The organism is Rhizobium sp. 05N430, from assembly GCF_056396985.1.
Map to the genome: position 1 here is coordinate 1 of NZ_JBFTMO010000023.1, position 23,640 is coordinate 23,640.

At 57.4% G+C, this 23,640-nt stretch carries 26 protein-coding genes; 18 read left to right on the forward strand and 8 right to left on the reverse strand.

The features are described 5' to 3' along the window. Window positions 1-177: 177 nt before the first annotated feature. Window positions 178-1,080 carry a LysR family transcriptional regulator gene (locus AC1DJO_RS27515; RefSeq protein WP_112390664.1) on the reverse strand — a complete coding sequence of 301 codons (903 nt, stop codon included), beginning with the start codon at window positions 1,078-1,080 and terminating at the stop codon, window positions 178-180. An 89-nt stretch (window positions 1,081-1,169) separates the two neighbouring features. On the opposite strand from AC1DJO_RS27515, the gene AC1DJO_RS27520 reads away from it, so the two are divergent. The 5 genes from AC1DJO_RS27520 (at window position 1,170) to AC1DJO_RS27540 (ending at window position 7,818) form a co-directional block, all read left to right on the forward strand. Next, entirely contained in the window at window positions 1,170-2,186 is a 1,017-nt protein-coding gene (locus tag AC1DJO_RS27520; RefSeq protein WP_477973924.1) for an NADP-dependent oxidoreductase, read from the forward strand. A 384-nt stretch (window positions 2,187-2,570) separates the two neighbouring features. Further along, entirely contained in the window at window positions 2,571-3,686 is a 1,116-nt protein-coding gene (locus tag AC1DJO_RS27525; RefSeq protein WP_162698778.1) for a FecR family protein, read from the forward strand. A gap of 80 nt (window positions 3,687-3,766) precedes the next feature. Then, complete coding sequence (locus AC1DJO_RS27530; protein WP_442208329.1) at window positions 3,767-6,442, forward strand: EAL domain-containing protein; 2,676 nt, start codon at window positions 3,767-3,769, stop codon at window positions 6,440-6,442. A gap of 95 nt (window positions 6,443-6,537) precedes the next feature. Next, window positions 6,538-6,894, forward strand: a complete 357-nt coding sequence (locus AC1DJO_RS27535; protein ID WP_112390661.1) for a response regulator — start codon at window positions 6,538-6,540, stop codon at window positions 6,892-6,894. Between the two features lie 483 nt (window positions 6,895-7,377). Then, complete coding sequence (locus AC1DJO_RS27540; protein ID WP_442208328.1) at window positions 7,378-7,818, forward strand: hypothetical protein; 441 nt, start codon at window positions 7,378-7,380, stop codon at window positions 7,816-7,818. Here the strand turns inward: AC1DJO_RS27540 and AC1DJO_RS27545 are convergent. From AC1DJO_RS27545 to AC1DJO_RS27555, 3 genes are all read right to left on the reverse strand, one after another. Continuing rightward, on the reverse strand, window positions 7,815-8,438 hold the full coding sequence (locus AC1DJO_RS27545; protein WP_112390659.1) for a response regulator: 624 nt from the start codon (window positions 8,436-8,438) through the stop codon (window positions 7,815-7,817). The genes AC1DJO_RS27540 and AC1DJO_RS27545 overlap by 4 nt on opposite strands. Next, window positions 8,435-9,829, reverse strand: coding sequence for a sensor histidine kinase (locus AC1DJO_RS27550; RefSeq protein WP_112390670.1), 1,395 nt, complete (start codon window positions 9,827-9,829; stop codon window positions 8,435-8,437). The genes AC1DJO_RS27545 and AC1DJO_RS27550 overlap by 4 nt, the downstream gene beginning before the upstream one ends. A gap of 83 nt (window positions 9,830-9,912) precedes the next feature. Continuing rightward, window positions 9,913-10,092, reverse strand: a complete 180-nt coding sequence (locus AC1DJO_RS27555; protein WP_112390658.1) for a hypothetical protein — start codon at window positions 10,090-10,092, stop codon at window positions 9,913-9,915. A 171-nt stretch (window positions 10,093-10,263) separates the two neighbouring features. On the opposite strand from AC1DJO_RS27555, the gene AC1DJO_RS27560 reads away from it, so the two are divergent. The 4 genes from AC1DJO_RS27560 (at window position 10,264) to AC1DJO_RS27575 (ending at window position 11,801) form a co-directional block, all read left to right on the forward strand. Then, window positions 10,264-10,662 (forward strand): DUF1236 domain-containing protein, encoded by a 399-nt coding sequence (locus AC1DJO_RS27560; protein WP_112390657.1) that lies wholly within the window; start codon window positions 10,264-10,266, stop codon window positions 10,660-10,662. A gap of 110 nt (window positions 10,663-10,772) precedes the next feature. Then, window positions 10,773-10,979: a hypothetical protein gene (locus tag AC1DJO_RS27565; protein WP_148194376.1), complete on the forward strand. Its 207-nt coding sequence runs from the start codon at window positions 10,773-10,775 to the stop codon at window positions 10,977-10,979. Window positions 10,980-11,025: 46 nt separating this feature from the next. Next, window positions 11,026-11,190 carry a hypothetical protein gene (locus tag AC1DJO_RS27570; protein ID WP_162698779.1) on the forward strand — a complete coding sequence of 55 codons (165 nt, stop codon included), beginning with the start codon at window positions 11,026-11,028 and terminating at the stop codon, window positions 11,188-11,190. Then, window positions 11,187-11,801: a BA14K family protein gene (locus AC1DJO_RS27575; RefSeq protein ID WP_112390655.1), complete on the forward strand. Its 615-nt coding sequence runs from the start codon at window positions 11,187-11,189 to the stop codon at window positions 11,799-11,801. The genes AC1DJO_RS27570 and AC1DJO_RS27575 overlap by 4 nt, the downstream gene beginning before the upstream one ends. An 887-nt stretch (window positions 11,802-12,688) precedes the next feature. Here AC1DJO_RS27575 and AC1DJO_RS27580 read toward each other — a convergent pair. Together AC1DJO_RS27580 and AC1DJO_RS27585 are read right to left on the reverse strand one after the other, a co-directional pair. Further along, entirely contained in the window at window positions 12,689-12,934 is a 246-nt protein-coding gene (locus tag AC1DJO_RS27580) for a hypothetical protein (RefSeq protein WP_148194377.1), read from the reverse strand. Window positions 12,935-12,939: 5 nt separating this feature from the next. Next, window positions 12,940-13,161 (reverse strand): hypothetical protein, encoded by a 222-nt coding sequence (locus tag AC1DJO_RS27585; RefSeq protein WP_112539142.1) that lies wholly within the window; start codon window positions 13,159-13,161, stop codon window positions 12,940-12,942. Window positions 13,162-13,383: 222 nt separating this feature from the next. Between AC1DJO_RS27585 and AC1DJO_RS27590 the strand changes: the two genes are divergently transcribed. The 4 genes from AC1DJO_RS27590 to AC1DJO_RS27605 all read left to right on the forward strand — a co-directional run bounded on the left by AC1DJO_RS27590 (window position 13,384) and on the right by AC1DJO_RS27605 (window position 17,070). Then, window positions 13,384-15,201 carry a PAS domain S-box protein gene (locus AC1DJO_RS27590; protein WP_112539143.1) on the forward strand — a complete coding sequence of 606 codons (1,818 nt, stop codon included), beginning with the start codon at window positions 13,384-13,386 and terminating at the stop codon, window positions 15,199-15,201. A gap of 61 nt (window positions 15,202-15,262) precedes the next feature. After that, window positions 15,263-16,390, forward strand: coding sequence for a PAS domain-containing protein (locus AC1DJO_RS27595; RefSeq protein WP_112390652.1), 1,128 nt, complete (start codon window positions 15,263-15,265; stop codon window positions 16,388-16,390). After that, on the forward strand, window positions 16,387-16,812 hold the full coding sequence (locus tag AC1DJO_RS27600; protein WP_477973925.1) for a response regulator: 426 nt from the start codon (window positions 16,387-16,389) through the stop codon (window positions 16,810-16,812). The genes AC1DJO_RS27595 and AC1DJO_RS27600 overlap by 4 nt, the downstream gene beginning before the upstream one ends. A 48-nt stretch (window positions 16,813-16,860) precedes the next feature. After that, window positions 16,861-17,070 carry a hypothetical protein gene (locus AC1DJO_RS27605; protein WP_112390650.1) on the forward strand — a complete coding sequence of 70 codons (210 nt, stop codon included), beginning with the start codon at window positions 16,861-16,863 and terminating at the stop codon, window positions 17,068-17,070. A 41-nt stretch (window positions 17,071-17,111) separates the two neighbouring features. On the opposite strand, the gene tkt is transcribed toward AC1DJO_RS27605, so the two are convergent. Continuing rightward, a complete protein-coding gene (tkt, locus tag AC1DJO_RS27610) occupies window positions 17,112-19,139 on the reverse strand; it encodes a transketolase (RefSeq protein ID WP_112390669.1) in 2,028 nt (675 codons plus the stop codon). A gap of 484 nt (window positions 19,140-19,623) precedes the next feature. On the opposite strand from tkt, the gene AC1DJO_RS27615 reads away from it, so the two are divergent. The 3 genes from AC1DJO_RS27615 (at window position 19,624) to AC1DJO_RS27625 (ending at window position 21,519) form a co-directional block, all read left to right on the forward strand. Continuing rightward, window positions 19,624-20,154 (forward strand): TetR/AcrR family transcriptional regulator, encoded by a 531-nt coding sequence (locus AC1DJO_RS27615; protein ID WP_310300704.1) that lies wholly within the window; start codon window positions 19,624-19,626, stop codon window positions 20,152-20,154. 71 nt (window positions 20,155-20,225) lie between these two features. After that, window positions 20,226-20,957: an SDR family NAD(P)-dependent oxidoreductase gene (locus AC1DJO_RS27620; RefSeq protein ID WP_112390648.1), complete on the forward strand. Its 732-nt coding sequence runs from the start codon at window positions 20,226-20,228 to the stop codon at window positions 20,955-20,957. Window positions 20,958-21,114: 157 nt separating this feature from the next. Next, complete coding sequence (locus AC1DJO_RS27625) at window positions 21,115-21,519, forward strand: VOC family protein (protein WP_112390647.1); 405 nt, start codon at window positions 21,115-21,117, stop codon at window positions 21,517-21,519. A gap of 47 nt (window positions 21,520-21,566) precedes the next feature. Here the strand turns inward: AC1DJO_RS27625 and AC1DJO_RS27630 are convergent, their stop codons facing one another. Further along, window positions 21,567-22,112 carry a CGNR zinc finger domain-containing protein gene (locus AC1DJO_RS27630; protein ID WP_310300772.1) on the reverse strand — a complete coding sequence of 182 codons (546 nt, stop codon included), beginning with the start codon at window positions 22,110-22,112 and terminating at the stop codon, window positions 21,567-21,569. Here AC1DJO_RS27630 and AC1DJO_RS27635 point away from each other — a divergent pair. Then, window positions 22,011-22,232 carry a hypothetical protein gene (locus AC1DJO_RS27635; protein WP_442208366.1) on the forward strand — a complete coding sequence of 74 codons (222 nt, stop codon included), beginning with the start codon at window positions 22,011-22,013 and terminating at the stop codon, window positions 22,230-22,232. The two genes, AC1DJO_RS27630 and AC1DJO_RS27635, sit on opposite strands and share 102 nt — an antisense overlap. An 80-nt stretch (window positions 22,233-22,312) precedes the next feature. Next, window positions 22,313-23,218, forward strand: coding sequence for a DMT family transporter (locus AC1DJO_RS27640; protein ID WP_477831734.1), 906 nt, complete (start codon window positions 22,313-22,315; stop codon window positions 23,216-23,218). The last annotated feature ends 422 nt before the right edge of the window (window positions 23,219-23,640 follow it).

Here is a 23,640-nt window from a genome sequence, read left to right on the forward strand (position 1 = left end):
TATAAATTGTTTCGCCATCCACAACCGAGTTACACACATTTAGCCTCCTAGAAAGGCATTACGATATCTCGGCGGGCGTTCGTGTCACGGACGCTAATTTCTAAGGGGATAGATGAGATGCTCACCACCAATAGTTTTTCAACAGTATCCGCCAGTAGCGGGCATTCACTGCCAGTGTCACGACAACTCCACTAAGGTATCGACGAAAGCGCGCACGGCCGGGTTCGACCTTCGGCTTTCTGGCCACAGCGCCGTGATATCGTGCCGGTTCACTGCATAGTTGGCCAGAACCGGAACAAGCGCCCCACGGCTCACCCAGGCGCTGGCCATAAAACTGGTTGCCATTCCTATGCCGGCACCCGCCGCAATCGCGGCAATCACGGCTTCACTTGCGTCCACGATGATGGCGCAGGAAGGCACAATCTCCACCTCCCTGTCCCCGACGCGGAAAGGCCAGCGGAACAGCTGGCCGCTGCTCTGGTAGCGCAGGTTGACAGTCTGGTGCTCTTCCAATTGGTCCGGATGGGTCGGCGGGCTGCGCCGCGCCACATATTCGGGTGAGGCATAGCAGCACAAACGATGCGGTAGGAGGCGGCGCGAGAGCAGGCGCGAGTCTGACAGATCGCCGATGCGCACCGCCAGATCGAAGCCGCCTTCGATGAGATCCACTATGTGATCGCTCAAACGCAGATCGATGTTCACCTTGGGATAGAGACTGCGAAAACGAGGAAGCAGGGGCGCGATGATATGCAGACCGATCGGCAGTGAGGCAGCAATCCGCAATGTGCCGGCGGGCTCGGTGCGCACTGCTTTTGCCGCCTGTTCGATGTCTTCGGCGTCGTGCAGCAGCCTTAGCGCACGCTCATGCAGATCGTGCCCTTCTGCCGTCAGCGTCAGGGAACGCGTCGTGCGCGCAAAGAGCGAGACGCCAAGCTGCTTCTCCAGCCGCTGAATGCTTTTACTGACCGCCGATGGTGAGATGGACAAGGAACGTGCGGCAGCGGTGTAGCTTCCGAGCGATCCGGCGCGGGCGAACGCGATCAGCCCTGTCAGCCGATCAATTCCTATTTGTTCCTTCATGGCACTATTAAAGCGAATAATCTCACCATTATCAATGCAGCCAACTAGTCATATCTTCAGTCATGGAAACGACATCCAAAGAGGTAGCGATGACTGACATGATGAAAGCCGTGCGTTTGCACGAATTCGGAGGACCAGATGTCCTTCGCTATGAGGATGCACCCCGACCGGAAATCTCGGCGGACGACGTGCTCGTTCGCGTCCATGCCGCGAGCCTCAACCCGCCGGATCTCTATCTGCGCGACGGCTATCGGGTTCTGCCGCCAGAGTGGCACCCCAGTCCACGCTTTCCGCTGATCCTTGGCACCGACGTTTCCGGCGAGATCTCGGCTGTCGGTGAAAACGTGACGCAGTTCAAGGTCGGCGACGAGGTCTATGCGATGGTCCGGTTCCCGCATGACTTGATGACGGGAAGCAACGCCTATGCAGAATACGTTCGCGTTCCCACATCGGATTTGGCACTGAAACCTTCGGGGGTCGATCATATCCAAGCGGCCGGCGCGCCGATGTCGCTTCTGACCGCCTGGCAATTCTTGGTCGATCTGGGACATGATGAGCCGAACCCGTTCCAGATCTTCGCGCATGCGCCGGAACCGCTCGACGGCAAGACGGTGCTGGTGAACGGCGCGGGCGGCGGGGTTGGCCATCTCGCAGTCCAGATCGCGAAATGGCAAGGCGCAAAGGTGATTGCCGTTGCTTCCAGCAAGCATGAGGCGCTTCTCAATGATCTCGGTGCCGATATTATCCTCGACTACACGAAGGCGGCTGCCGAAACCGTGGCGAAGGATGTTGATCTGGTGCTCGATGCCGTCGGTGGCGCGGGCATGGAACGATTTCTCCCCTGCATCAGGCAGCATGGCGCCCTGTTTCTTGTAAACCCGCTGGGCTTTTCAGGCCATCATGAAGCTGCCCGACGAAAGATCACCGTCTCGACGACGCAGGTGCGTTCGAACGGAGCGCAACTGGCGGAGGCTGGCCGTCTGCTCGATAATGGCTCCGTTCGGGTAGTGATCGACAGTACCCATCCGCTGGCCCAGGCGTCGGCCGCTCATCGTCGGGCTTCCGAAGGGAGCATCCAGGGTAAAATCGTGCTGGACGTCGCCTGATTACAACGTGACCAGTCAAAGCTCAGGCCGCCGCGAACAGGCGGTTGAAGCGCTGATTCGGGAATATCCTATGTTGATCATAACGGGGCAACATCCACGTCGATCTGGCCGACCTGGCAAGTTCATGAAAGAACTGAATGCGCTGGCCCCACAACGCGGCAGCGTCCGGGAAGCGTCCGATACTGCCGTGGACGACCCACAATCCAGGATGATCGCTTCATCCATCGTGAGTTCCGGGATCAGATCTTGGTCCGGGGTGTCCGCAGCATTGAAAACCTAGTCGCCAGGCCAAAGCCTCAATTGGACAACGTCGTTGTATTGGGAGAGCTGTCCACTCGATCGGCGTAACCCGATGTTGGACTGAATTGGCAAGAGCATGCCAACATGGCATTGACGAATTCCTCGATAATTGACCGTCGCGAGAATTTAGCCGGTTTTTTAAAACCATTCTTAAGTGAGAAATGCATTAATGACCCCAAACCAAATGGGGCATCAATGCGCGTTCTTCTTCATCTTTTCGCTCTCGTCACACTTCTTCTTCCTTTGACCGCCTATGCCTCTGGTGACGATGATTGGCATGTTGCCAAGGCGAGCAGCCAGGTACGCTATACGACCGACCAGTCAATGTGGAAGGACTTGCAGACAGGCGACGTCGTTCCAAACAGCGCCTGGATCTCGACGGGCCCTCGCGGAAGGGTACAGCTTGTGCGCGGTGTTGAAAGTATCGGCTTCCAGCCAAGCACCCTGGCTGCAATAACAACGAAGTCGGGCGGACTGTTCAGCGCGCGCAAGACCAACATCCTCCAGCAGATCGGCGAACTCGATCTTGAGATCGAAAAGCGCAGCCAGCCTCATACAACCGTGCAGACACCTTATCTGGCTGCTGTTGTGAAGGGCACAATTTTCCATGTCAGCGTCGGCAAGACAAACGCTTCAGTGTCCGTTGATCGTGGCCTGGTACAGGTAACCTCATTCGCGAGCGGCCAGCTGGCCAATGTCGGCCCCCGTCAGCGTGCCACCGTCGACCGGAAGTCGGGAATGAAGGTATCTGGCGCGAACTCGCGGCCCACAATTAGCCCGGTTGCGCCGTCTGTTGCAGTTGTGCCTGCCGTGGGGACGACAGCGCTCGCAGGTCAGGCTGAAGTCACGACAGATGACAAGGGCAAGTCGTCCAAGGCGAGCAATGATGCAAACGCGAAGAACGCCGCGCAAAGCAACGGGAAGTCCGGCAAGGGCAGCTCCGGAAGCAACGACAGTGGAAAGAGCGGCAACGGCAACAACGGTAACGGGGGTGGCAACGGCAGCAGCAACGGCAACTCTGGAAGCAACGGGAATGGAGGCAGTTCCGGTGCCGGAAGCAGCGGCAATAACGGCAATGGGAACAGCGGAAACGGTGGCGGAAACAGCGGAAACGCTGGGGGCAACGGCAAAGGCAACAACGGTAACGGGGGTGGCAATGGCGGCGGCAAGGGCAATAGCGGCAAGGGCAACAACAAGTGACGAGCTTTGGCTCTTCCCTGCGGAGAATGTGCTCCGCAATTGCCGGGCCGATCGCCTTGCGTGGGGGGCTCATAGCCGCGATGCTCGCGCTTCCGGTCGTCGCGCCTGCGCTCAACGCAATCACCGCTCTTAATGACGGCCTGATTGCCCAACGCTTCGAGTGGGCGCCACGAGAAGCCTCGGGAAAAATCGTCTTCATTGCCATCGACAAGAAAACGCTTGACGAGGTCGGCGTCTGGCCTTGGCCACGCGGCATCTATGCAAAGCTTCTAGCAAAGCTTATCGCGGCGGATGCAGCAGATATCTTTTTGGATATCGATTTCTCAACGCCATCAAACGCGGCCGAAGATGGCGCGCTCTCATCTGCCCTCGAACAAGCCGGCAGCGGGGTCTTGCTGCCGGTCTTTCGCCAGCAAATCGCTGCGGCATCGATTAACACCAGCGTCACCAAGCCGATTCCCAGTCTGCTATCCAATGCCTGGCCAGTCTTTGCCAACGTCACCACGGATGCCGATGGCGTTGTGCGCAAGTTCGACTTCGGCAGCGAATTCAATGGCGCAGCAACGCCGTCTGCCGCTTCCGCCCTTGCCAGAAGCGCTGAGACTTCAGGACGACGGCTGATTGATTTTTCCATCAAACCCACCAGCGTGCCGACCTATTCTATGGCGGATGTAATTTCCGGGAAGGTTGCGGCCGGCCAACTTTCAGGGCGTTCGGTCGTGGTCGGTGCGTCTGCGACCGAGCTTAAAGATATCTTCCCGGTACCGGTGAATGCAGCACTGGCTGGTCCGCTCATTCATGTGCTTGCAGCGGAGACACTGATCCAAGACCGTCTTCTGACAGCGTTTAATCAGACGCCGCTGGAGCTACTCCTTGCGGCCGCGCTCATCGTCGCCATCTTGTTATCGCGTTCGGTAGGCCTGGCGAATCTTTGCCTTCTCGCCGTTGCCGCGGGAATGGCCGGCGAAGTCGCTGCTTTCATTCTCCAGAAGGATTTTGCAATCATCACCGGGACGGTAGTGCCGTGGCTGCAGCTTATTCTGGCAGGCGGTCTGGCGCTGACCGAGCGGATCGATCTCGGCCAGATGCTGGCCGCCCTTGCTAATATTGAAGCACGCAATACCCGCCGCCTGATGCGGCGGATTATCGCCGACAGCTCGGATGGGATTGTTGCCTTCACCAGCGACATGGTCATCGCTGAAATCAGTGAATCTGCCAAATCGATTCTGCGCGTGGGCGCCGGAGCACATCTGCTGGCAAGTTCAGAGCATTCCGTTGCTGCCGCAGTTCGTGGTCTTACAGCTCTATACAATTGCGAGCCAGGCAGGATCCACAGCACCGTCATCGAGTTCGTCAGGCATAAAGATGACTGCAATTCGATAACCTACGAAGTGGCCATCACCCTTTCACCAGTCGAGGAACAGGGGAGGCTAGGTAGAGGCTCATTCGGTGGCTGCATGATTATCCGCGACGTTACGTCTCGCAGGGCGTACGAGGCAAAGCTCAAGCGGATGGCAGAGCGCGATGAACTTACGGGGCTTCTGAACCGGCGTGAATTCCTTGCACGTTTCGAAGGGCGCAACGGCGTAGTGGCCGTCCTGAACATTGAGCGCTTCTCGGACATCTGCGCGACACTGGGTCGCGATGTCGGCGACACCTTTCTAAAGGCTGTCGCTACACGGCTCTCCGCCACTTTTCCCTGTGAATTGCTTGCGCGCATAGATGGTGACCTGTTCGCTGTCCTCAGTGCCGGGGAAGATGCCAACCCGGCTCTTCATGCGGGCTTGCTCCTCGCCGCCTTCGAATCGCCTGTTGTATTCGACGAGATATCAGCGTCGGTGGCTGTTCGCGTCGGTGTCGCAAGGGTTGGTCTGGAAAGTGCCGAGAGTTCATTACGGGCTGCCGAGTCCGCGCTCGACGGTGCGAAAAAAACGTCGGAGCGATGGTCGATGTACGATCCGGCGGTGGCACTGCAGCAGGTGCGCTCCAGACGTCTCGAAGCCGACATGAGCAATGCGCTGCGAGACGGACAGTTTTTTCTTCTTTACCAGCCGCAGGTCGATCTCGTGACTGGCCGCTTCGTGGGTGCAGAAGCGCTGCTGCGCTGGCGCCATTCGGAGCTTGGGCTCATCGCACCAACGGAATTTATTCCCATTGCAGAATCTTCGGGAATGATCTGCGATATCGGACGATGGGTTATGATGGAGGCCTGCGCGGAGGCCATGCTGTGGCCGGAAGGGATCGTGTCGGTCAATGTGTCGCCGATTCAGTTCGAAAGAGCGGATGTCGAGGCGGACGTACGTCGAGCGCTTTTTGCAAGCGGGTTGCCCCCGTCCCGACTCTGCGTCGAGCTTACGGAATCTGTATTCCTAAGCGATGGTGGCCGGTCGATATCGACGATGGCTGCCGTTAGCGCGACCGGCGTATCACTTGCGCTAGACGATTTCGGCACTGGCTATTCCTCGATGAGCTACCTGGCCGACCTGCCGCTCAACAAACTCAAAATTGATCAATCCTTCGTTCGAAGGATGACCGAGGATCAGAACGTTTTCGAGATCGTAAAAGCGATCGTCTTGCTTGCCCATGGCCTGAATCTTGAGATCGTCGCAGAGGGGGTCGAGGGTCCTGCCGAACACGTACTCCTTCGCAAACTACAGTGCGAGACGGGACAGGGATATCTATTCGGTAGACCACAGCACGGTGCCGAAATGCTGGCAAGCCTTGCAGGGAATGAGGCATCAATATTCGTTGCATAGCAATGAAAATCCTTCAGTCATAAGACCTTGTGCCGTGGTGCGACGCTGCTTGCTGGTGTTAGGATCCAAAGTCTGGTCACAGTCTGGAGTCTCGTATGCGCGTACTTATTGTCGAGGATGAGCCGGATGTGGCTCTTGTCATCGAAGACATTGCTCTGGCTGAAGGATTTGAAGTCGTCGGTATCGCGACAAGAGCGACCGAGGCTATGGAGCTGGCCCGTGAAGCGGATTTGGCAATCGTTGATGTCCGACTTGCGGATGGTCTATCAGGCCCGAAAATTGCCCGTTCCCTTGCGACAGGGTTCGACGTTGCAGTCGTGTTTCTCACTGGCAACCCGGAGCTGGTCGATGGGCTCCCTGATATTCATATCGTCGATAAGAAGGACGGTGCCGAGGGTATTGCTGAGGCGTTGCGGTTGGCTGCGAGGTCTCGTACGAAACGCTCGGTATAAGTTCGGCGCTTAAAACAGTGGCGGTTGTTGGTGGTGCCCTATTAGTGTCGATCCTGGATCATCTGCCGGTCGACCCGGGAACAGCAGCGTCGTCGTCATACGTCGCGTGCGATCTTCTTTTCTCACTTGGGGCGAGATCCAAGATCGGAGGCCATCAATTCCAATGGCGCGTTGCTCAATGCGTGATCAAGAGCCTTACGCAATCAATTGAATGAAGAGAGCGTGCATGTGTCTCGGCGATCATAGTGTGTCATGACCGGTTTCGTTACGCGTCAGCCGGGGCTAACATTAGCGCTTGAGGAAACCGAAGATGGGTCAACGGCGTCGAGACCTTTCGATGTCCGTCGCAATCCTGGTCCGTGTTTGGCGCCGAAATTGTCTAGCCGGCTTGGATTTTTTCGGAGGAGGCAGAAATCTCATAAGTCCTGTCCTGCGTAGTATCCTGAGAAGGAGGCTCAAATTATGAGTTGCTCGAGACGAAACATGTTGAAAATCGTTGCTGGTGCGGGATTGGCCAGCGCTTTTTTTCCGCTTGAAGGCGCGTCCTTACTCACGCTCGATGCCTTCGCAAAGAGCGGCAACAATGGAAATGGCGGCGGTAACGGCAAGGGCGGTGGGAACAGCGGCGGAAATGGAAATTCCAGCGCGGGCAGCGGGAATGGCAATGGCAATAGCGGGAATGGCAAGGGTAATGGCGGTCCGGCAACTTCAGCTGAGCCCGCTGACGGGGGGATGACCAGTGCGGCTAATGGTGTGCAGGCAACACGCAGCGCGGATGGCTCAATCCGGATTCGACACCGAAACGGAATTATCGAGACCATTGTGTCGAACCGTTATGTCATGAAAGATCCGAAGGGTCGGACGATCAGCAACAGGATCGCGACGCAGGCAGATGTTACGCGCCTCTCGCGTTTTCTTCACTAGGCTAGATCCCGCCATTTAATGGCGGCCTCTGTTCGATTTGTGACACCGAGCTTCAGCAGGATTTGCGTCATGTGATGCTTAACGGTTTTTTCCTGCAGATCGAGCCGCAATCCAATATGCTTGTTGGAAAGACCTTCAGCGACGAGTCCCATTACTTCGCGCTCACGCGGCGTCAGCGAGGCCTTGGGCGAGGAATGCGCTCCAAGGGAGCGCTCTATCACTTTGGCAGACATTACGGGTGAGACGAACTTCGACCCGCGCATCACCACCCGGATCGCTTCGGCAAGTCCGCGCGATCCAATTCCCTTCAGTACATATCCGGCCGCGCCGCGCTGCAAGGCTGCAGAAAGCGTCTCGACTTCCTCGGATGCTGTTAGCATCAGCACCCGCGTTTCCGGACTTCGTGACAAAACCGAACTGATTGTCTGCAGGCCACCACCGGGCATCGAAACGTCGAGTAGGAGCACGCAGGGGCGATCCGAGGCCGCCAGCCTGATCGCGTCATCGCTGCTCGCGCCTTCGCCGATCACCACAAAATCAGCGACCTCCGAAAGGCTACGGCTGACGCCCTCGCGGAACAGCGGGTGATCGTCCACGATCCCGATTGTGATAGCCGTCATCTTACCGCCTCCAATTCCATCAACCGAAGCGTCATCGACACGACAGTGCCTGCGCTGCCCGTCTTGATATCGAAATCGCCCCCCAGACTGTCGACGCGTTCGCGAAGTCCCGCAAGCCCGAGACTTGTCGGCCGCACCTCATTCGGATCGAAGCCATCCCCTTGATCGCGGACTTCGATCCGGACCTCGCTGCCACGCGCTTGTGCGGTTACCGATTGTTCGATGCCGCCGCCGTGACGATAGGCATTGTTGAGGGCTTCTTGTACGAAGCGATAGACACAGATCTTCACGGCGGCCGATAAGTCTGAATGATCATCCTCGACGTTGCGCGCAACCGCGCTGGCTGTTCTTGTTTCGTGGGCAGAGACAACCCGCTCGATGATTTCTTCGAACGAGACACCTTCGATCTCCGGCAGGACGAGACCGCGACAGATCGTGCGGATCTCCCTCATGGCCTCGGCGAGGCTCGAACGGATCCAGGCCAGTTCCTTTTCTCGCATAGCAGGGTCTGTTGTGGCGTCGACCAGCATTTCGCTGTCGAGCCGCAAGGAGGCATAGGCTATATGCTGAGCGGGTCCATCATGAAGGTCGGCGCCGACGCTTCGGAGGTAGGTTTCGTTGAGGGTTGCCGCCCGCAAGGAAGATCGCTGCAAGCGACGCTGTAGCGCGAGCTTCTCGGAGAGCAACGCGGAGAGCTCCTTTACCTTGTTCCGGAGATCGGTCCGCTGTGCCTCAATCAGCCGGCTACCACGGAAAACGAGCGCCGAAAGCGTTAAAAAGAAGATTGCCGTCAGCCCAGCGACCGATGCCCAGCTCCATCGTCTTGCGCGAGCGATGCTGTCCGCAAGTCCCTGAGCCGTTTCATAGAACTCGACGACTGCGACGGGCTGACCGGACCATGGCTGCAGCACCGGATTGTAGATTTCCATCAGCGGCTTGCCGAGCTGCCGCTCCTTTTCGCTCTCCGGATCGCTCGCGACCTCGTATCGGGCGACGAGCAAACCTGAAAATGCCTGGCGAAGCTTGTCGCTGACCGGGAATTTGTGGCCGATCAGCTCCGGTTCGTTGGAATAGAGGATAGTGCCGTCGCTGCTCCAGAGCTTGAACGAGACGAGGCGCTTTCCGAGCGCGCCTTGCGACAGCGTCTCGTTTAGTGCCTGGGCGCTTCCTTCGTCGAGAAGCGTTTCTGTTTGCATGTCTGGAAGAAGTGGAGCAACGACGCTATCGACATAAAGCGCGGTCGCTGCCCCGGAATTGTGGATCACCGCATCCTCGATCAGCCGTGTCAGCAGAATGCCAATCAGCAGCATCGCCATGATCGACACAACGCCCCCGGTTATGAAAAACTGGGAGGCTAACGAGCGGGCATTCCAACGGCTGAGCCAATGCATCTGCGACCTGTCGACTGCGTGTCCGACAGACATGGTACTACCCTAGAAGAATTCCAGATAGCTGCGTGACATCTCGGGTGCCTTTAGTTCGGAACATCGCGTGTATCGATGATGTCCGCGCCGACAACACTCCTGGTGATCTGCGTATCGCCCGACATGGCCGCGCCGAAGAAGTAGAGTGCGCCGCACAGGAATGCAACAAAGGCGACGACTGACGCATTGATCGCGACCGGGCCGGCGGAGGGTCTATGGATGATGCTCATAATTGCACTCCTTCATCGCTGTAGCAACGAGGCAAAATGGTCGCGGTTCCCGACCCCCGACTATGGTCCGTGTTGCCCCGGACTGAGGTCCGATATCGGGAACAAGCGATACCTTTGGCGGATTGTGGGGCCGCGGTCATAAGGGCCGCTCAGCGACAAGGAGAAATAAAAATGCTCTCTAAGGTTATGGTAGGCGTGGCTACGGCCGCGACCCTCATGTCGGGCGTCGCACTCGCTCAGTCGTCCACCGTCAATGGCGCTGCAGGCGGAGCCGTAACCGGCGCGATCGTCGGCGGACCTGTCGGCGCTGCAGTCGGTGGTGTGGCCGGTGCCGTCGTTGGAACGGTTATCGATCCGCCGCCGCAGAAGGTCGTAACCTATGTGCGGGAAGCACCGGCACCTTCAGCTACAGTCGTCGTTAAGGAAAGGGTGGTTGTCGGCCAGCCGCTTCCCGAGACCGTCGTTGTAACGCCGGTCCCCGAAAATCCGAAATATGCCTATGCGGTCGTGAATGATGAGCGCGTCATCGTAGAGCCGACGTCCCGCAAGGTGATCCAGGTCATCAACTGACCTGATCCCGGACGCGGCTGATGCCGCGTCCTTTCTTGGTCAATACGAAACGAAATCCAGCCGCACTTGTGAGGTATGGCCGCGTGCGGCCTGAACCCAGAGAGATGGTCATGAAAAAGAAGTCCCTTGCCATGCTGGTGGCGGCGCTGTCGATCGGTGTTTCGTCTATGGGCCTCATGTCCGCCACTGCCAAGGATGCCGCGATCATCAAAAAGAAGGGTGCAGCCCAGACCGATCAGTCCGGTGGTTCTGCGCAGCAACAGCCGCACGCCAGTGGCGCCCAAGTGGCGCAGCCTGAAGCCGGTACCGTAACCTAAGCTGGTGACGTTCGCTCCACCGTTTTTTTTTCTTATGGAGAGACAGATGAACTACGGGGAAACGAAATCGGCAAGCGTCGTTCTTCCGATCGTCGCAATACTAATGGCAATGGCCGGCTGCATCCTCGTTCTGCTTTCAAATGTCGATCGCGGTGACGAAAAGCAGGGCAGGGTATTCGTTCCAATCGAGCAGCGGGAGCCTGGCAAATGAACGCGGTCGCATCACTGACATTCGGTATCGTGACGTCCGTCGCCGTCTGTGTCGTGCCGGCATCTCTGGCCTCCATCGTCATGGCGAAATCGGAAACGCGTCAGCTCGCCGATCTTTCCGCGCCCGATCTTTGGACGACAGGTCTGGTTCGCGTCGATCCGGGTAAACAGAATTATCAGCGAATCGCGCCAGCTTATTCGAGTTACGTGACCGGTGCGCCGAAGGTCATCGTGGCCGCGCGCACGCAGGATCCAGAACCTGTCGCGGATTCTGCGGCAGAACCGGCCATTCCGGCAGAGCACCTCGCTTGGTGCTCGCATCGCTACCGCTCCTACAATCCCTCCACCAATAACTACCGCGCCTTCAGCGGCGAGATGCGCAGTTGCACCTCACCCTTTGCAGAGCAGGCTGGCAGCAGCCGCGAAGAGGTTGCCACACAAAATGCAATGGCCGGTGCTGGTCGTGCAGGAGGAAATGAAACCGCATCAGGTTGGTGTGTCGAACACTACCAGTCCTACCGTGCGCAAGACAACAGCTATCAGCCTTTCGAAGGACCACGCAGGCAGTGTGAAGCACCGTCGCGGGATGTCCTCGTTACGGCCTCGTATTAATCGGCGTTCGAATAAAACACTCGATTTTGACGTCACGCCTGACCATCGTGAATTTTATTCCTTTTGGCTCAAGGCGCACATTCCGCCAAGTGCGCCCACTTTTGTGGGAGTGCGGGACCAAATTCCGCAGGCTATTGCGGTCCATCCTACTCGATGAGGTCAAAAGCGCGAGGAACGCGATATTCGCCAGCAGGTCTGGTGTTCCGGCAACCGCTTGGCGAGTGACTTTTTGGGTCCAGGACGAATTATCCACTCGCTGTTGGTCGCGAGACCATCTCTAGAAAGTCGAATTCTTCAAGCATTGAATGTGCTTCGTTGCCGAAACGAGCGACGGTCCAATATTCCCGCTCCTTGCCGAATACTGTGGAGACGTAAACGACTTCGACAATGGCATCAGGGGTTGTCTTAATTGCCCAGTAGTGCTGTTCTGGCTCGATTAGCGACGGATCCAACACGATTTAACCTCTTCTAAGTACTGCATTGGATTAGCCCGGAAGGTTCCTGGAAGGATACCCCGGACCTTGGTCCAATATGTGCTGGAATCGAAGTGCGTCCGCCCATTCGCTCTAAGTGACAATAACGGGTACAACACCGATGGGGGCTAGCCCTCGGCGTCGTGTTCGACGCTATGTCAGACTAAGGTCTGAGCAATGTCGGACTGAAGTCCGACCTCGGAACCTGGAGCAATTAGAGCCGTTTTTCATCTCAATGAAGAAGGAATGATTATGCCTTTCACAGTTCCTGTGGCTGCGCTCGCAGCCGGACCCTTCGCGTTTAATAAACCATGCTACATCTGCGAGATCATGTAAGTGGACTATGCTTCACCACTGAACGCTTCACGCAATGTCGCTGACTTGAGCAGTCAAACGCGGCGGCGCTTTGACCCATTATTCTTCCTGCAAGAGATCGACATAATTGCCGATGATCTTGCCAAGCTGCCCCCATCGATCGATAGAACTGTAGTTGAGCTTCGCCTTGCCCAAATGCGGCAAGCAGTTGAATTTTGTTCGCAAAATGCAGGCTTCTGTTGTCTTGCTGAACAATGGACCTGAAACAGCGATGACGAAAGACGCGCCGTCACCAAGCCGTTTGAAACGTTCAATGTTCTCAAACCTAAAGTTGCACAAGAGCATTGGCGCTAACCGGCAAGATCACTCAGCCCGCGATGCTTAGACATGGCCATCTCCAGAGCCGACTGGGTATCGTGGCCCTCCCGATAAAGGGTGATTATGATCGCTGCGGCGAGCTCGGCTTCCGGGCTGCCTTTTAGGACTTGGTGCGCGTCCAGCCAATTTTGGAAAGCCTCATCAATTGTCTCGAGCTCCATTGGTCCGAATGCTGTTTCCAGAAACGCGCGCATAGCCTTCCCCCTTCTTTGCGGCGCCCATATGGGAAATGGGGCGTGCGGGGTCAAGACCAATCAGAGTTGGTAAACGGACGAGAAACCTTACGCCTAAGCTGGCATCTCACGCTGATTTCATTGAGGAAAGGCCTTGCAGGGAATTGGTTGCGCCATAAATCTGCCAGCTGGAAGATCGGAAACAAGGTGCGGTGGCGCAATGGGAATGTAGAGCGGATACCAATGAGGAGCGAAGCGGGGAAGATTTTCGAAGGGACCGACGAGATCTCTCGCCTTATCGAGAGCGGAAACTGGGACGATTCCATCCTGGGGCCGCCGTCAAAATGGTCTGTCTGCCTCAAATCCACCGTCGACATCATGCTGCCAGCGATGGCTCAGATCGTGATGTTCTGGGGACCCGGCCTTGTCGCGCTTTACAACGAACCCTACGCTCCGACGATTGGCCAACGGCACCCCAAGGCGTTTGGCCGGCCCGCACGAGAGAACTGGGCCGAACTTTGGGATGATCTTGAGCCACTTTTGCGCCGGGTCTTGGAGACCGGAGAAACGGTGGCTGCAAAGGATCGTCCCTTCTACATCGAGCGGCACGGCTACCCGGAAACGGTCTATTTCGACATCTCCTATTCGGCCATTCGCGATGAACACGGCACAGTTTGCGGGGTCTTCTGCATCGTCAACGAAACAACTGATCGCGTCCGCGCTGACCAGGCGTTGCAGGCAAGCGAGGAACGGCTCCGGGCGGTTGTCTCCCAATCTACAGCCGGTATTGGTCAGGGCAGCCTGGAAGGCAAGATCCTGCACGTCAACCGCCGGTTCTGTGAGATCGTCGGATATGAAGAGGAGGAACTCGTCGGGAAGGACACCGCCGACATCACCTTTGCCGCTGACATGCCCGAGCAAACCCGTTTGTTCAACCGGCTTGCCGAGACCGGCCAAAGCTTCGACATGGAGAAGCGCTATGTTCGTAAGGACGGTAGCCTCGTCTGGGTGAACAATACGGTTTCCGCTTTGCGGGATGACGAGGGGAAGATCCATCAGGTTGCCGTTGTCTCGGTTGATATCACGGAACGCAAGCAGGCTCAGGAAGCCGAGCGGCGCCTGGCCTCTATCATTGCATCCTCTAACGACGCGATCCTTGCGATCGACTTGGACATGACGATTACGGCCTGGAACCGTGGTGCCGAGCAGCTTTACGGCTACACTGCTGAGGAGATTGTGGGTCAGTCTGTCCTGGTGCTTGTACCAAAAGACAGGCGTGACGAAGAGCCGGGCTTGCTCCAGCAGATCAAAGCCGGTTTCGTGATAGAGGCCTACGAAACACAGCGTCGCCGCAAGGACGGCCATCTGGTTGACATTTTGCTCAGTGTCTCACCGGTCTATGGCCCGGCTGGCAAGATCATTGGTGCCTCGAAAATTGCCCATGATATCTCCGCAAAAATAGAAGCCGCCCGGCTTCAGGCGGTTCTGATCGGTGAGTTGCATCACCGCGTGAAGAATGTTTTAGCAACGGTGATTGCCATTGCGCGTCAGACCGTCGCGCAGGCGACTGACATACAAGCTGCGATCGCTGCGTTCGAAGCGCGCCTCTCGGCAATGGCCCACGCTCATGATCTGCTTGCCGAAGGTGACTGGCAGAGCGCGGACCTCGTCGCGGTGGTCGAGCAGGCCACTGCGCCTTACCCGCCGGAGCGATTCACCGTTTCCGGTCCATCCGTTCTCCTGCCTCAAAAGGCAGTTGCGACATTGTCGCTCGCCTTGCACGAGCTCGGAACGAATGCCGCCAAATATGGAGCCCTATCTACTCCAACCGGACGGGTGTCGATCATCTGGAGCTATGACCCCGAAACCTCGGCTCTCAGCCACCGCTGGCAGGAAAAGGGCGGGCCGACGGTCGCTCAACCGAACAAGAAGGGCTTTGGATCCCGCCTGGTCGAGCGCTTGCTGGCGGCGGAGCTCAACGGAACGTCGGCAATCATTTATGACGCTGCCGGTGTCGTGTGTGAGATCGGGGCGGTGTTGCTACCGCACCCTATAAAATGACTGGCAGGAACGAATTCATCCGCCGCGACTTCTGTTGTCGGTTAACACAATCAGGATCACAATGCAGGAAAAGGATCAAAATCGGCGGGATGCGCGCAGCGCCGGAGACCGCCTGGTCGCCGGGCACGTCAGCGAAGACCCGTTTGCGGCGGCGTTCAAGGCTACGCGCATGCCAATGATCGTCACGGATCCCAGCCAGCCTGATAATCCGATCATCTTCTGCAACGATGCATTCAGGAAGCTGACCGGTTACAGCGACGACGAAATCATCGGCCGGAATTGTCGCTTTCTGCAAGGGTCGGAAACGGACCGGGAGACAGTCGCAAAAATCCGCGACAGCATCGTGGCGGGTCGGGATGTGGCTGTCGACATTCTGAACTATCGAAAGGATGGCAGCACGTTCTGGAACGCCGTCTTCATCAGCCCTGTGCGGGATGAGGCTGGGACAATCATCTATTTCTTCGCCTCCCAGCTGGATTTCACAACGGTCAAGAGCCGCGAGGCGGACTTGGCGGCGGCTCGTCACGAGGCCGAGGCGGAGGTTGCAAAACACACGGCCAATCTTCGCGCAGCCTTGGAGGCCCGTACCCTGCTCGTTCACGAGGTCGACCACCGGGTGAAGAACAACCTCTTGACCATGGCCTCGATCGTCAAGATGCAGGCGCGTATAGCGACGGACGATCGGCAGAGGAAAACGCTTATGTCGGTCCTTAACCGCATCGAGGCTCTCAGCACGGTCCAACGCAAGCTATTCACGCTCGACGACGTCTCGAAATTCGACATGTCGGAGTTCACCCGTGAGCTGGTGACCGATCTGGTCGATGCAACCGGTCGAAAGGACATTCGTCTATCTCTGGATCTCTCCCCGCTCCTCGTGCCGGCTGTGAAGGCGACGCCGCTGTCCCTGATCGTCAACGAGCTGGTCGGGGACGCCGTTCGCCGTGGTTTGAGCGACGGTGGCGGAGATATTCATGTTGTCGTCCGGCGCCTAAACGGTCATTTCCTGATCCGCGTCGAAGACACGTCGGAACCGGTCGAGCCGGATCGTGAGAGCGCTCAGCTCGGAAAACTGTTGCTGGAAGCATCAGCCTTGCAGCTGGGCGCTGAGATCCAACGGAAACAGGACGGCCGCAAAACGGTCGTCGATGTGGTGCTGCTTGTCGGCGACCATCAGGAGAGTGCGCATTGAAAGTCATRATCGTGGAAGATGAGATGTTGCTCGCCATGGAGCTCGAAAGCGAAGTGGAGATGGCGGGTCACCAGGTCACGGGGCTCGCCATGAGCAGCGCCCAGGCCCGAGACCAGATCGGCAAGGCGAAGCCAGATTTCGCTTTCGTCGACATTCACCTGATGGATGGGCCAACCGGAATTGATGTTGGGCGCGAGCTGGCGGCGGCCGGCATCCCCTACGTCTTCGTCAGCGGCAACATCAAGCGAATCCCACCAGACTTTGCCGGTGCCCTTGGAGCAATCGAAAAGCCTTACACGATGAACGGCATGAAGAATGCGCTGGTCTATGTCTCGGCAATCATCCAAGGGGACGACAGCGGTGCACCGCCAGCGAGCCTGGTCCTGGCGGAGGATGCGAATGCCGGAAAGAGCTTTGGCTAAGATGCTGAGAAGTATCTGCTAAATGCCGATAGCACGTGGGAGGAAACAATGAGCCAAAATCAAAACATTTTAAAAGAGGTCAAGCCAAAGCTTCTTGCTCTGGTCGAGGAGCTCGTCGCCAAGGGCGCCGAGCGATCCGCGGTGATCTACATGATCGAAAAGGAATCCACCCAGCTTCGTGATCCTGTGGACGACAGGTCCGATCGTCAGATCGACGAGCCCTCGGACGATTGGCCGGCGGCAGGCAGGTCCCAGTAGGTCTTGCCTGCCATTCAACCTCGGCGTTGTGGCCTGGACAGTCAGACGCGGGCCAATGTTTTCCTGGCTGCGCGTATGACGGCATCTGTGGTGATATCGAACTTCTTGTAGACGTCGCCGATTTTGCCCGATGCGCCGAACTCATGCATGCCGACAAATTCGCCATCAAGGCCAAGATAGCGGTCCCAGGAATCGCGGACAGCCGCTTCGACCGCGACACGCGCTCGCGTCACGCCAAGGACTTGATGCTGATAACTCGGATCTTGTCGCTCGAACACGAGACGGCAGGGCATCGAAACGACAGCTGTCCTTATCCCGTCTTTTTGCAGGACTTCCCTTGCCTCGACCGCCAAATGAAGCTCGGACCCTGTTGCGAAAATTGTCAGCTGCCGCTGTCCACCTTCCGCCTCAAGCAGGACGTAACCGCCCTTCACCGCATGGTTTTGTGAGGACGGGTCCCGCCGCAGGAGGGGCATAGGCTGGCGCGAGAGTGCGATCAGCGCCGCTTCGCGCGGCGTATCGAGGATTGCCTCCCAGCATTCTGCCGTTTCGATCGGATCTCCTGGTCGATAGACGGCAAGCCGCGGGATCGCCCTGAGTGCGCTGAGATGCTCGATCGGCTGATGGGTCGGCCCGTCCTCGCCAAGCCCGATAGAATCGTGGGTCATGACGAAGATCGAACGGATTTCCATCATCGCAGCCAAGCGGATCGAAGGACGGCAATAGTCGGAAAATGTCAGAAACGTCCCGCCATACGGGATGAGACCGCCATGGAGCGCCAAACCATTCATTGCGGCCGCCATGCCGTGCTCGCGTACGCCGTAATGAATATATGAACCATCGAAATTGCCGGGCGTGATTTCCGCCTGGTTTTTTGCCCTGGTGTTGTTGGATGGGGTAAGATCCGCCGAACCGCCAAGCAGTTCAGGAATCGCATCGAACAGGTGGTTCAACACAATCCCGCTTGCCTGGCGGGTTGCCAGATCTTTCTCGGATGCGACGAGCTCATCCTTGGCGGCGGAGATGGCCGAGCGCCAATTCTGCGATAGTTCGCCCTTCATCCGCCGCTCAAAATCGCGGTTTGCACTTTCCTCAACCCGCTTTGCCCAGGCCGCCCGCTCCGTGCGACCCTTCGCACCGATCTTGCGCCAGGCGGCGAGCAAACCGTTAGGGATCTGGAAAGGCGGCGCTTTCCAGCCGAGAATGTCGCGGGCGCCGGCGATCTCCTCTTCACCGGGTGCGTCGCTATGGGCCTTCTGGGTGCCTGCCTTGGTGGGAAACCCGAACCCGATGACGGTCTTGCAGGCAATCAGCGACGGGCGGTCTTTCACTTTCTGTGCCTCAATGATCGCGGCGCGAATGGCATCGGTATCATGACCGTCGATCTCCTGGACATGCCAGTTGGCTGCCCGAAAGCGTGCTGGCTGGTTTTCGGATTCGGCAAGGCTTGTCGCACCATCGATCGATATGGAGTTGTCGTCCCAGAAAGCGATGAGCTTACCGAGCTTCAGATGACCGGCCAGCGATATCGCCTCATGGCTGATCCCTTCCATCAGGCAGCCATCACCCACAAAAACATAAGTGTTGTGGTCAACAAGATCGTCGCCGAAAGTAGCGTTCAGGAGCCGCTCGCCAAGCGCCAGTCCAACCGAATTGGCTAGCCCTTGGCCAAGCGGTCCGGTCGTGGTCTCGATACCGGTCGCATGATGATACTCCGGGTGGCCAGCGGTCCGACTATCGATCTGACGGAAGCGCCTGATCTCCTCGATCTTCATATCTTCATAGCCTGTCAGGTAGAGCAGACTGTAAAGCAGCATCGACCCATGGCCGTTGGAGATGAGAAAGCGATCCCGGTCGAACCAATGCGGATCGGCGGCGTCAAACTTCAAGAAATCGGAAAACAGCACCGTTGCGATATCCGCCATGCCCATCGGCATGCCGGGGTGACCGCTCTTGGCCGCCTGAACCGCATCCATCGACAGAAAGCGGATGCAATCGGCCATATCGCGCAAATGCTGATCTTTGGGTGCGGGGACGGTTTTGCGGGACTGGTCAGTGATGTCTGACATGATCATTCCTCTTGCGTGCCTGTCCCTGCAAGCGTGCGAGCCGCAGTTCAAAGGCATCTTTTTTGGAAGGGTTTTGACGGTACGTGTCGGAAAACGACCGGATAAGCGGCAAGTTCCATGACCAATAGGGCTGCCCCGCACACCAGCCAGCGCTAATGGTCTATATCAGGTTACGGTTGTGCGGTTCGAAGCTTTAACGTCCATGTTGAGCGCGATTGGCATTCACTGCCGGTCCGACGTCGGCTTTCGCGAATTCCCCTTCCAGCGAAATGGATTCGGGCGGGTTCGCCTCATGGCAAGCGGGCGCTACTTGTGCGCGCTGACAGGCCAGCCGTTTGCAATCCTGGTCGGATGGCATTGCTGGAGACTGAAGACAAGCGGCGATCCTGCAGTAGTGTTATTGACAGGGTAGTCCATAATAGCTAATTATCACGCCATGGCGAGACCTAGAGAATTTGACCGCGACGCGGCATTAGAAAAAGCAATGCAGGTGTTTTGGGCGAAGGGGTTCGCTTCAACGTCCACCGACGATCTACGTGAAGCGATGGGCATTGGCAGGCAGAGCCTATATGGCGCGTTTGGTGATAAGCGGACACTTTACCTTGAAGCGTTCGATTCCTACCTGGAGCGGATAGGGTCGGCTCATTTGATCAGGCTTTCCTACGGCAGTCCGATTGAAGGAATAGAAAATCTCTTGGCAGGTCTTGCGCCAGAAGACGATCGGGAACGGGCGCTGGGCTGCATGGGCGTAGGATCAGTGGGTGAATTTGGAACAACGGATCCAGACCTCAACCTTCGTCGGAAGGCGTCGGGCGAAATGCTCATGAGACATGTCGCGCAGAGGATTGTCGAAGGCCAAGAGCGCGGGGAGATTGCTCGCAAGCTCGATCCCGCCGAGACGTCCGCCTTCGTTGTTATGACAATGACGGGATTGCAGATTGCCGCGCGTGGCGGTGCATCGGCAAAGGAGTTAAAAGCGATGGCGCGGTTCGCAACCTACCGACTGATGCCATAAGACCCGCTTTGTAATCGGAGCGGGTACTTTTCCGGATAATTATGGACTGATCTATCAAAAATGGAGAACCTATGACGGTCAACGAACCCAGATCCGCTCTCGTCTTCGGAGGCGCGCGCGGAATAGGTGCTGCTTCGGCCCGCAAACTTGCCAAGGATGGCTTTGACGTTGCCTTTACCTATGTGTCGCGGCCAGACACCGCCTCAGAACTCGTTTCGGAGATCGAAGCGGACGGACACCGTGCCATCGCGATCCAGGCGGACAGTGCGGACCCACAGGCCATTGAAGCAGCGGTACGTACTACCGTGGAAAGGCTGGGCGCTATTGACGCCGTCGTTGTGAACGCTGGCATTCTTCGCACTAACACGGTCCACAAAGTTTCGCTTGAGGAGCTTGATCTCATGATCGATGTCAATATCCGCGGGGTGTTTCTCGCCATCCAGGCCGCGGCGGCGAGAATGAAGGATGGTGGCCGGATTATTACGATCGGCTCCAATACCGCCGAGCGGACCGGTATGCAGGGAACAAGCGTGTACCAGTTCACAAAGGCGGCTGTCGCGGCAATGGTCAAAGGATTGGCGCTTGATCTCGCACCGCGACGCATCACCGTGAACAACGTGCAGCCCGGCCCGACCGACACTGACATGAATGCTGGCGCTTTGGAGTACCTGTCCGAGCGTAGCCCCATGAAGCGCGTTGCTCATCCGTCCGAAATCGCGGAGCTCGTAGCCTATCTCGCCGGCCCTGGCTCCTCCTACATGACCGGTTCCAGCTTGACGATAGATGGCGGCTGGGTGCTCTAGCGCGACACCTACGATGGGGGCGATGCAGCCAGGTGGCAGCATCGCCATGCCTTACCAGAGCCACTCAGCCGCCAAGGCATCCGCCAGCTCTGGGGAACCGTCAAAGGATTTAAGGCTTACCACTTAGTATTTGATTTGCGGTCGCGGGAGAATTGCGATGTATCATTTGGGTCGGGTAATCGATCATATTCATCTTCGGGTCTCAGATCTCCAGGCCAGCCGGAGGTTCTATCGCGCGATCTGTGATGCGCTTCATCTTGAGGGCGTTTTCGGGGAGGGGGCAGACCACTTTGTGATCGATGAAATCTATGTGGATGCTGCCGACGATTTCGTGTCGCGAATCCACCTGGCGTTTCAGGCTCGCTCGCGAGAAGACGTCGAAGCGTTTCACCGGCTGGCGCTCGAAGCCGGCGGGCGTTCCAATGGAGGGCCCGGTCTGCGGCCATACCACGACAGATACTATGCAGCTTTCGTGCTCGATCCAGATGGGAACAACATTGAAGCCGTCTGTGATGCCCCAAGTTTGCGCAGCGCAGATTCCGTCGTGGTCGAACGAATATAATCGGTCAACGGCCAACAGCTTCAGCTGCCAGTTAATGGCGTGGCTCGTTAATCGACGCGCTCTGCCCGGAATTTCCGCACTCTGGCAGCCGAGCCACAAGTCTTGTCCGAACACCACCGCCGGTGACCGCCGCGAGACTGATCTAGAAATAGCCAACCGCAGTTTCTTCCCTGACATATCCGTACCGCGCGGCGCTGCTGCCGCGATATCAGGAGATCCGCTGCCAAAGGCGCGATCCGCTCTGCGATGGCAGTCATCGACATGGCAGGTGCGTTGCTCCAGATAACGCCGTCCTTCCCTTTTCGCAGGCTTCGTTGCCCGGCTGCGAGTCGACAAGCGGAGCTCAGGTGGTCGAGATCGTGTTGATCACAAGGCGTCTCCTGGGCCTCCGCGCTGAATATACGGTGAAGGGATTCCCTTAGGACTTTGGCTTTCTCAAGTTCTGCGTCCGCCACACCAGGGTTGTTTGCCGCCTTGTCTAGCAAGACATTATGTTCAGATCGATCCACCAGACCGGCGCGAAGAGCCCAACCGACCAGATCCCCGAACGACGTGAGAAAATCTGGGCCCCACCTCTCGCCGCGACTGTCTATCGTATTGACGAAGTCGAGCGCTGCGTGGCCGCCGAGCAGACTGATGTCGTCAATGGTTTTCAACGTCTCCATAGCGCTAATATCGTATCGGGGAACGATTTGGGCAAGGGCGTGTTGTAACGGTATAAAAAGCTTTTAACCGTTACAGGTGAGGACGCGCGATGGTCGCCGGTCTAGACACGAACAAGGTCCGATTCCTTATGCTCTGCCTCATTTGGGGGAGTACTTGGATTGGTATGAAAGCTGGTATCGAGGTCGTGCCGCCGCTGGTGTTTGCGGGGACACGCTTTACCGCGGCTGGTGGTTTGCTCCTCATTTATGCTCTGGCAAAAGGCGAAGGCGCCCTTGTCCGGAGCAAGGACTTTATTCGGCTTTTCGCGGTGAGCATCTTTATGATTACCCTATGCTACGGGCCACTGTTCTGGGGCATGCAGTATATAGATACAGGCACTGCAGCGGTCTTGGAAATGTCACTTACGCCAATTGCCCTTCTGTGCTTTGCCCTGTTTCTTCGTGAAGAGGCTCTGAGTGTACGGCGCATCATCGCCCTAGGGCTGGGAGTTGCCGGCCTACTCGTCCTGTTCTGGCCATCCACCACAGTTGCTGCATTGCCTGAGCCGGAGGCCTTTCCAGGCGCAAATCTGTTAGGTGGCATGGGGGTGGCGTCGGCGGCGTTCACCTACGGCTATGGATCGGTCCTCGCCCGCCCGCTCCTGCGCGCCTATCCAGCGTTGTTGATCGCAGGGATCACGACATTTGTTGGGGGGCTGGGCCTCGTCGTCATGGCGCTGATCTTTGAAACCGGTGCATTGGGGGCGCTCTCAGGAGATTGGGGCTCGGTCGCCTGGATGAGCTGGCTTCTCCTAGTCGTCTTTGGTTCGCTGATTGGTTATACCACCTACATGCGGCTGTTAAGGGATGTCGGAGCTTCAAGGGCAGGAAGCTATGCGTTTGTCTCGCCTGTTATCGCCGTGGCGCTTTCAGCGATATTGTTCGCCGAGGAGGTTACACTGCTAGATATCATTGGTATCATGGTGATGCTCAGCGGCGCCTATCTCGCTATGGCGGACGCACCTACCGCGGTCGCAAAAACTTGCACCGAATAATTGGCCGTTTCTGTCATGGAGGCTGCTCAGCCATGTCGAATACGACGGCGTTGTCCTGAATCTCTCAAGCCTTCATAGGTTACATGGCTAAAGTTGCCGTTGTCCGTCCACCCAGGAAACGGCGCAAAAGGATCGCGCCTGCGAGCATGGATGGATAGCCGCGTTCGCCAGGAATTTTCAGAGCGGGTTATACCGATCGATGGTGCTATCGCTACGCGTTGTGCCCACCTATATAATCCTGATCGCAATGAGGCTGATGCGATCACTGCCGCCACGGCGTGCGTTCACGGATTCGCAGTTGTGACGCGCGAGATTCAGAATTTCAGGGAACCGGTGTTATCCTTGCGGATCCATGTCAGTCCTGAGGTCGATACCGTCCGGAGCGAATGGCCAAGTGTGACACGTCATCACATACAGCCCTA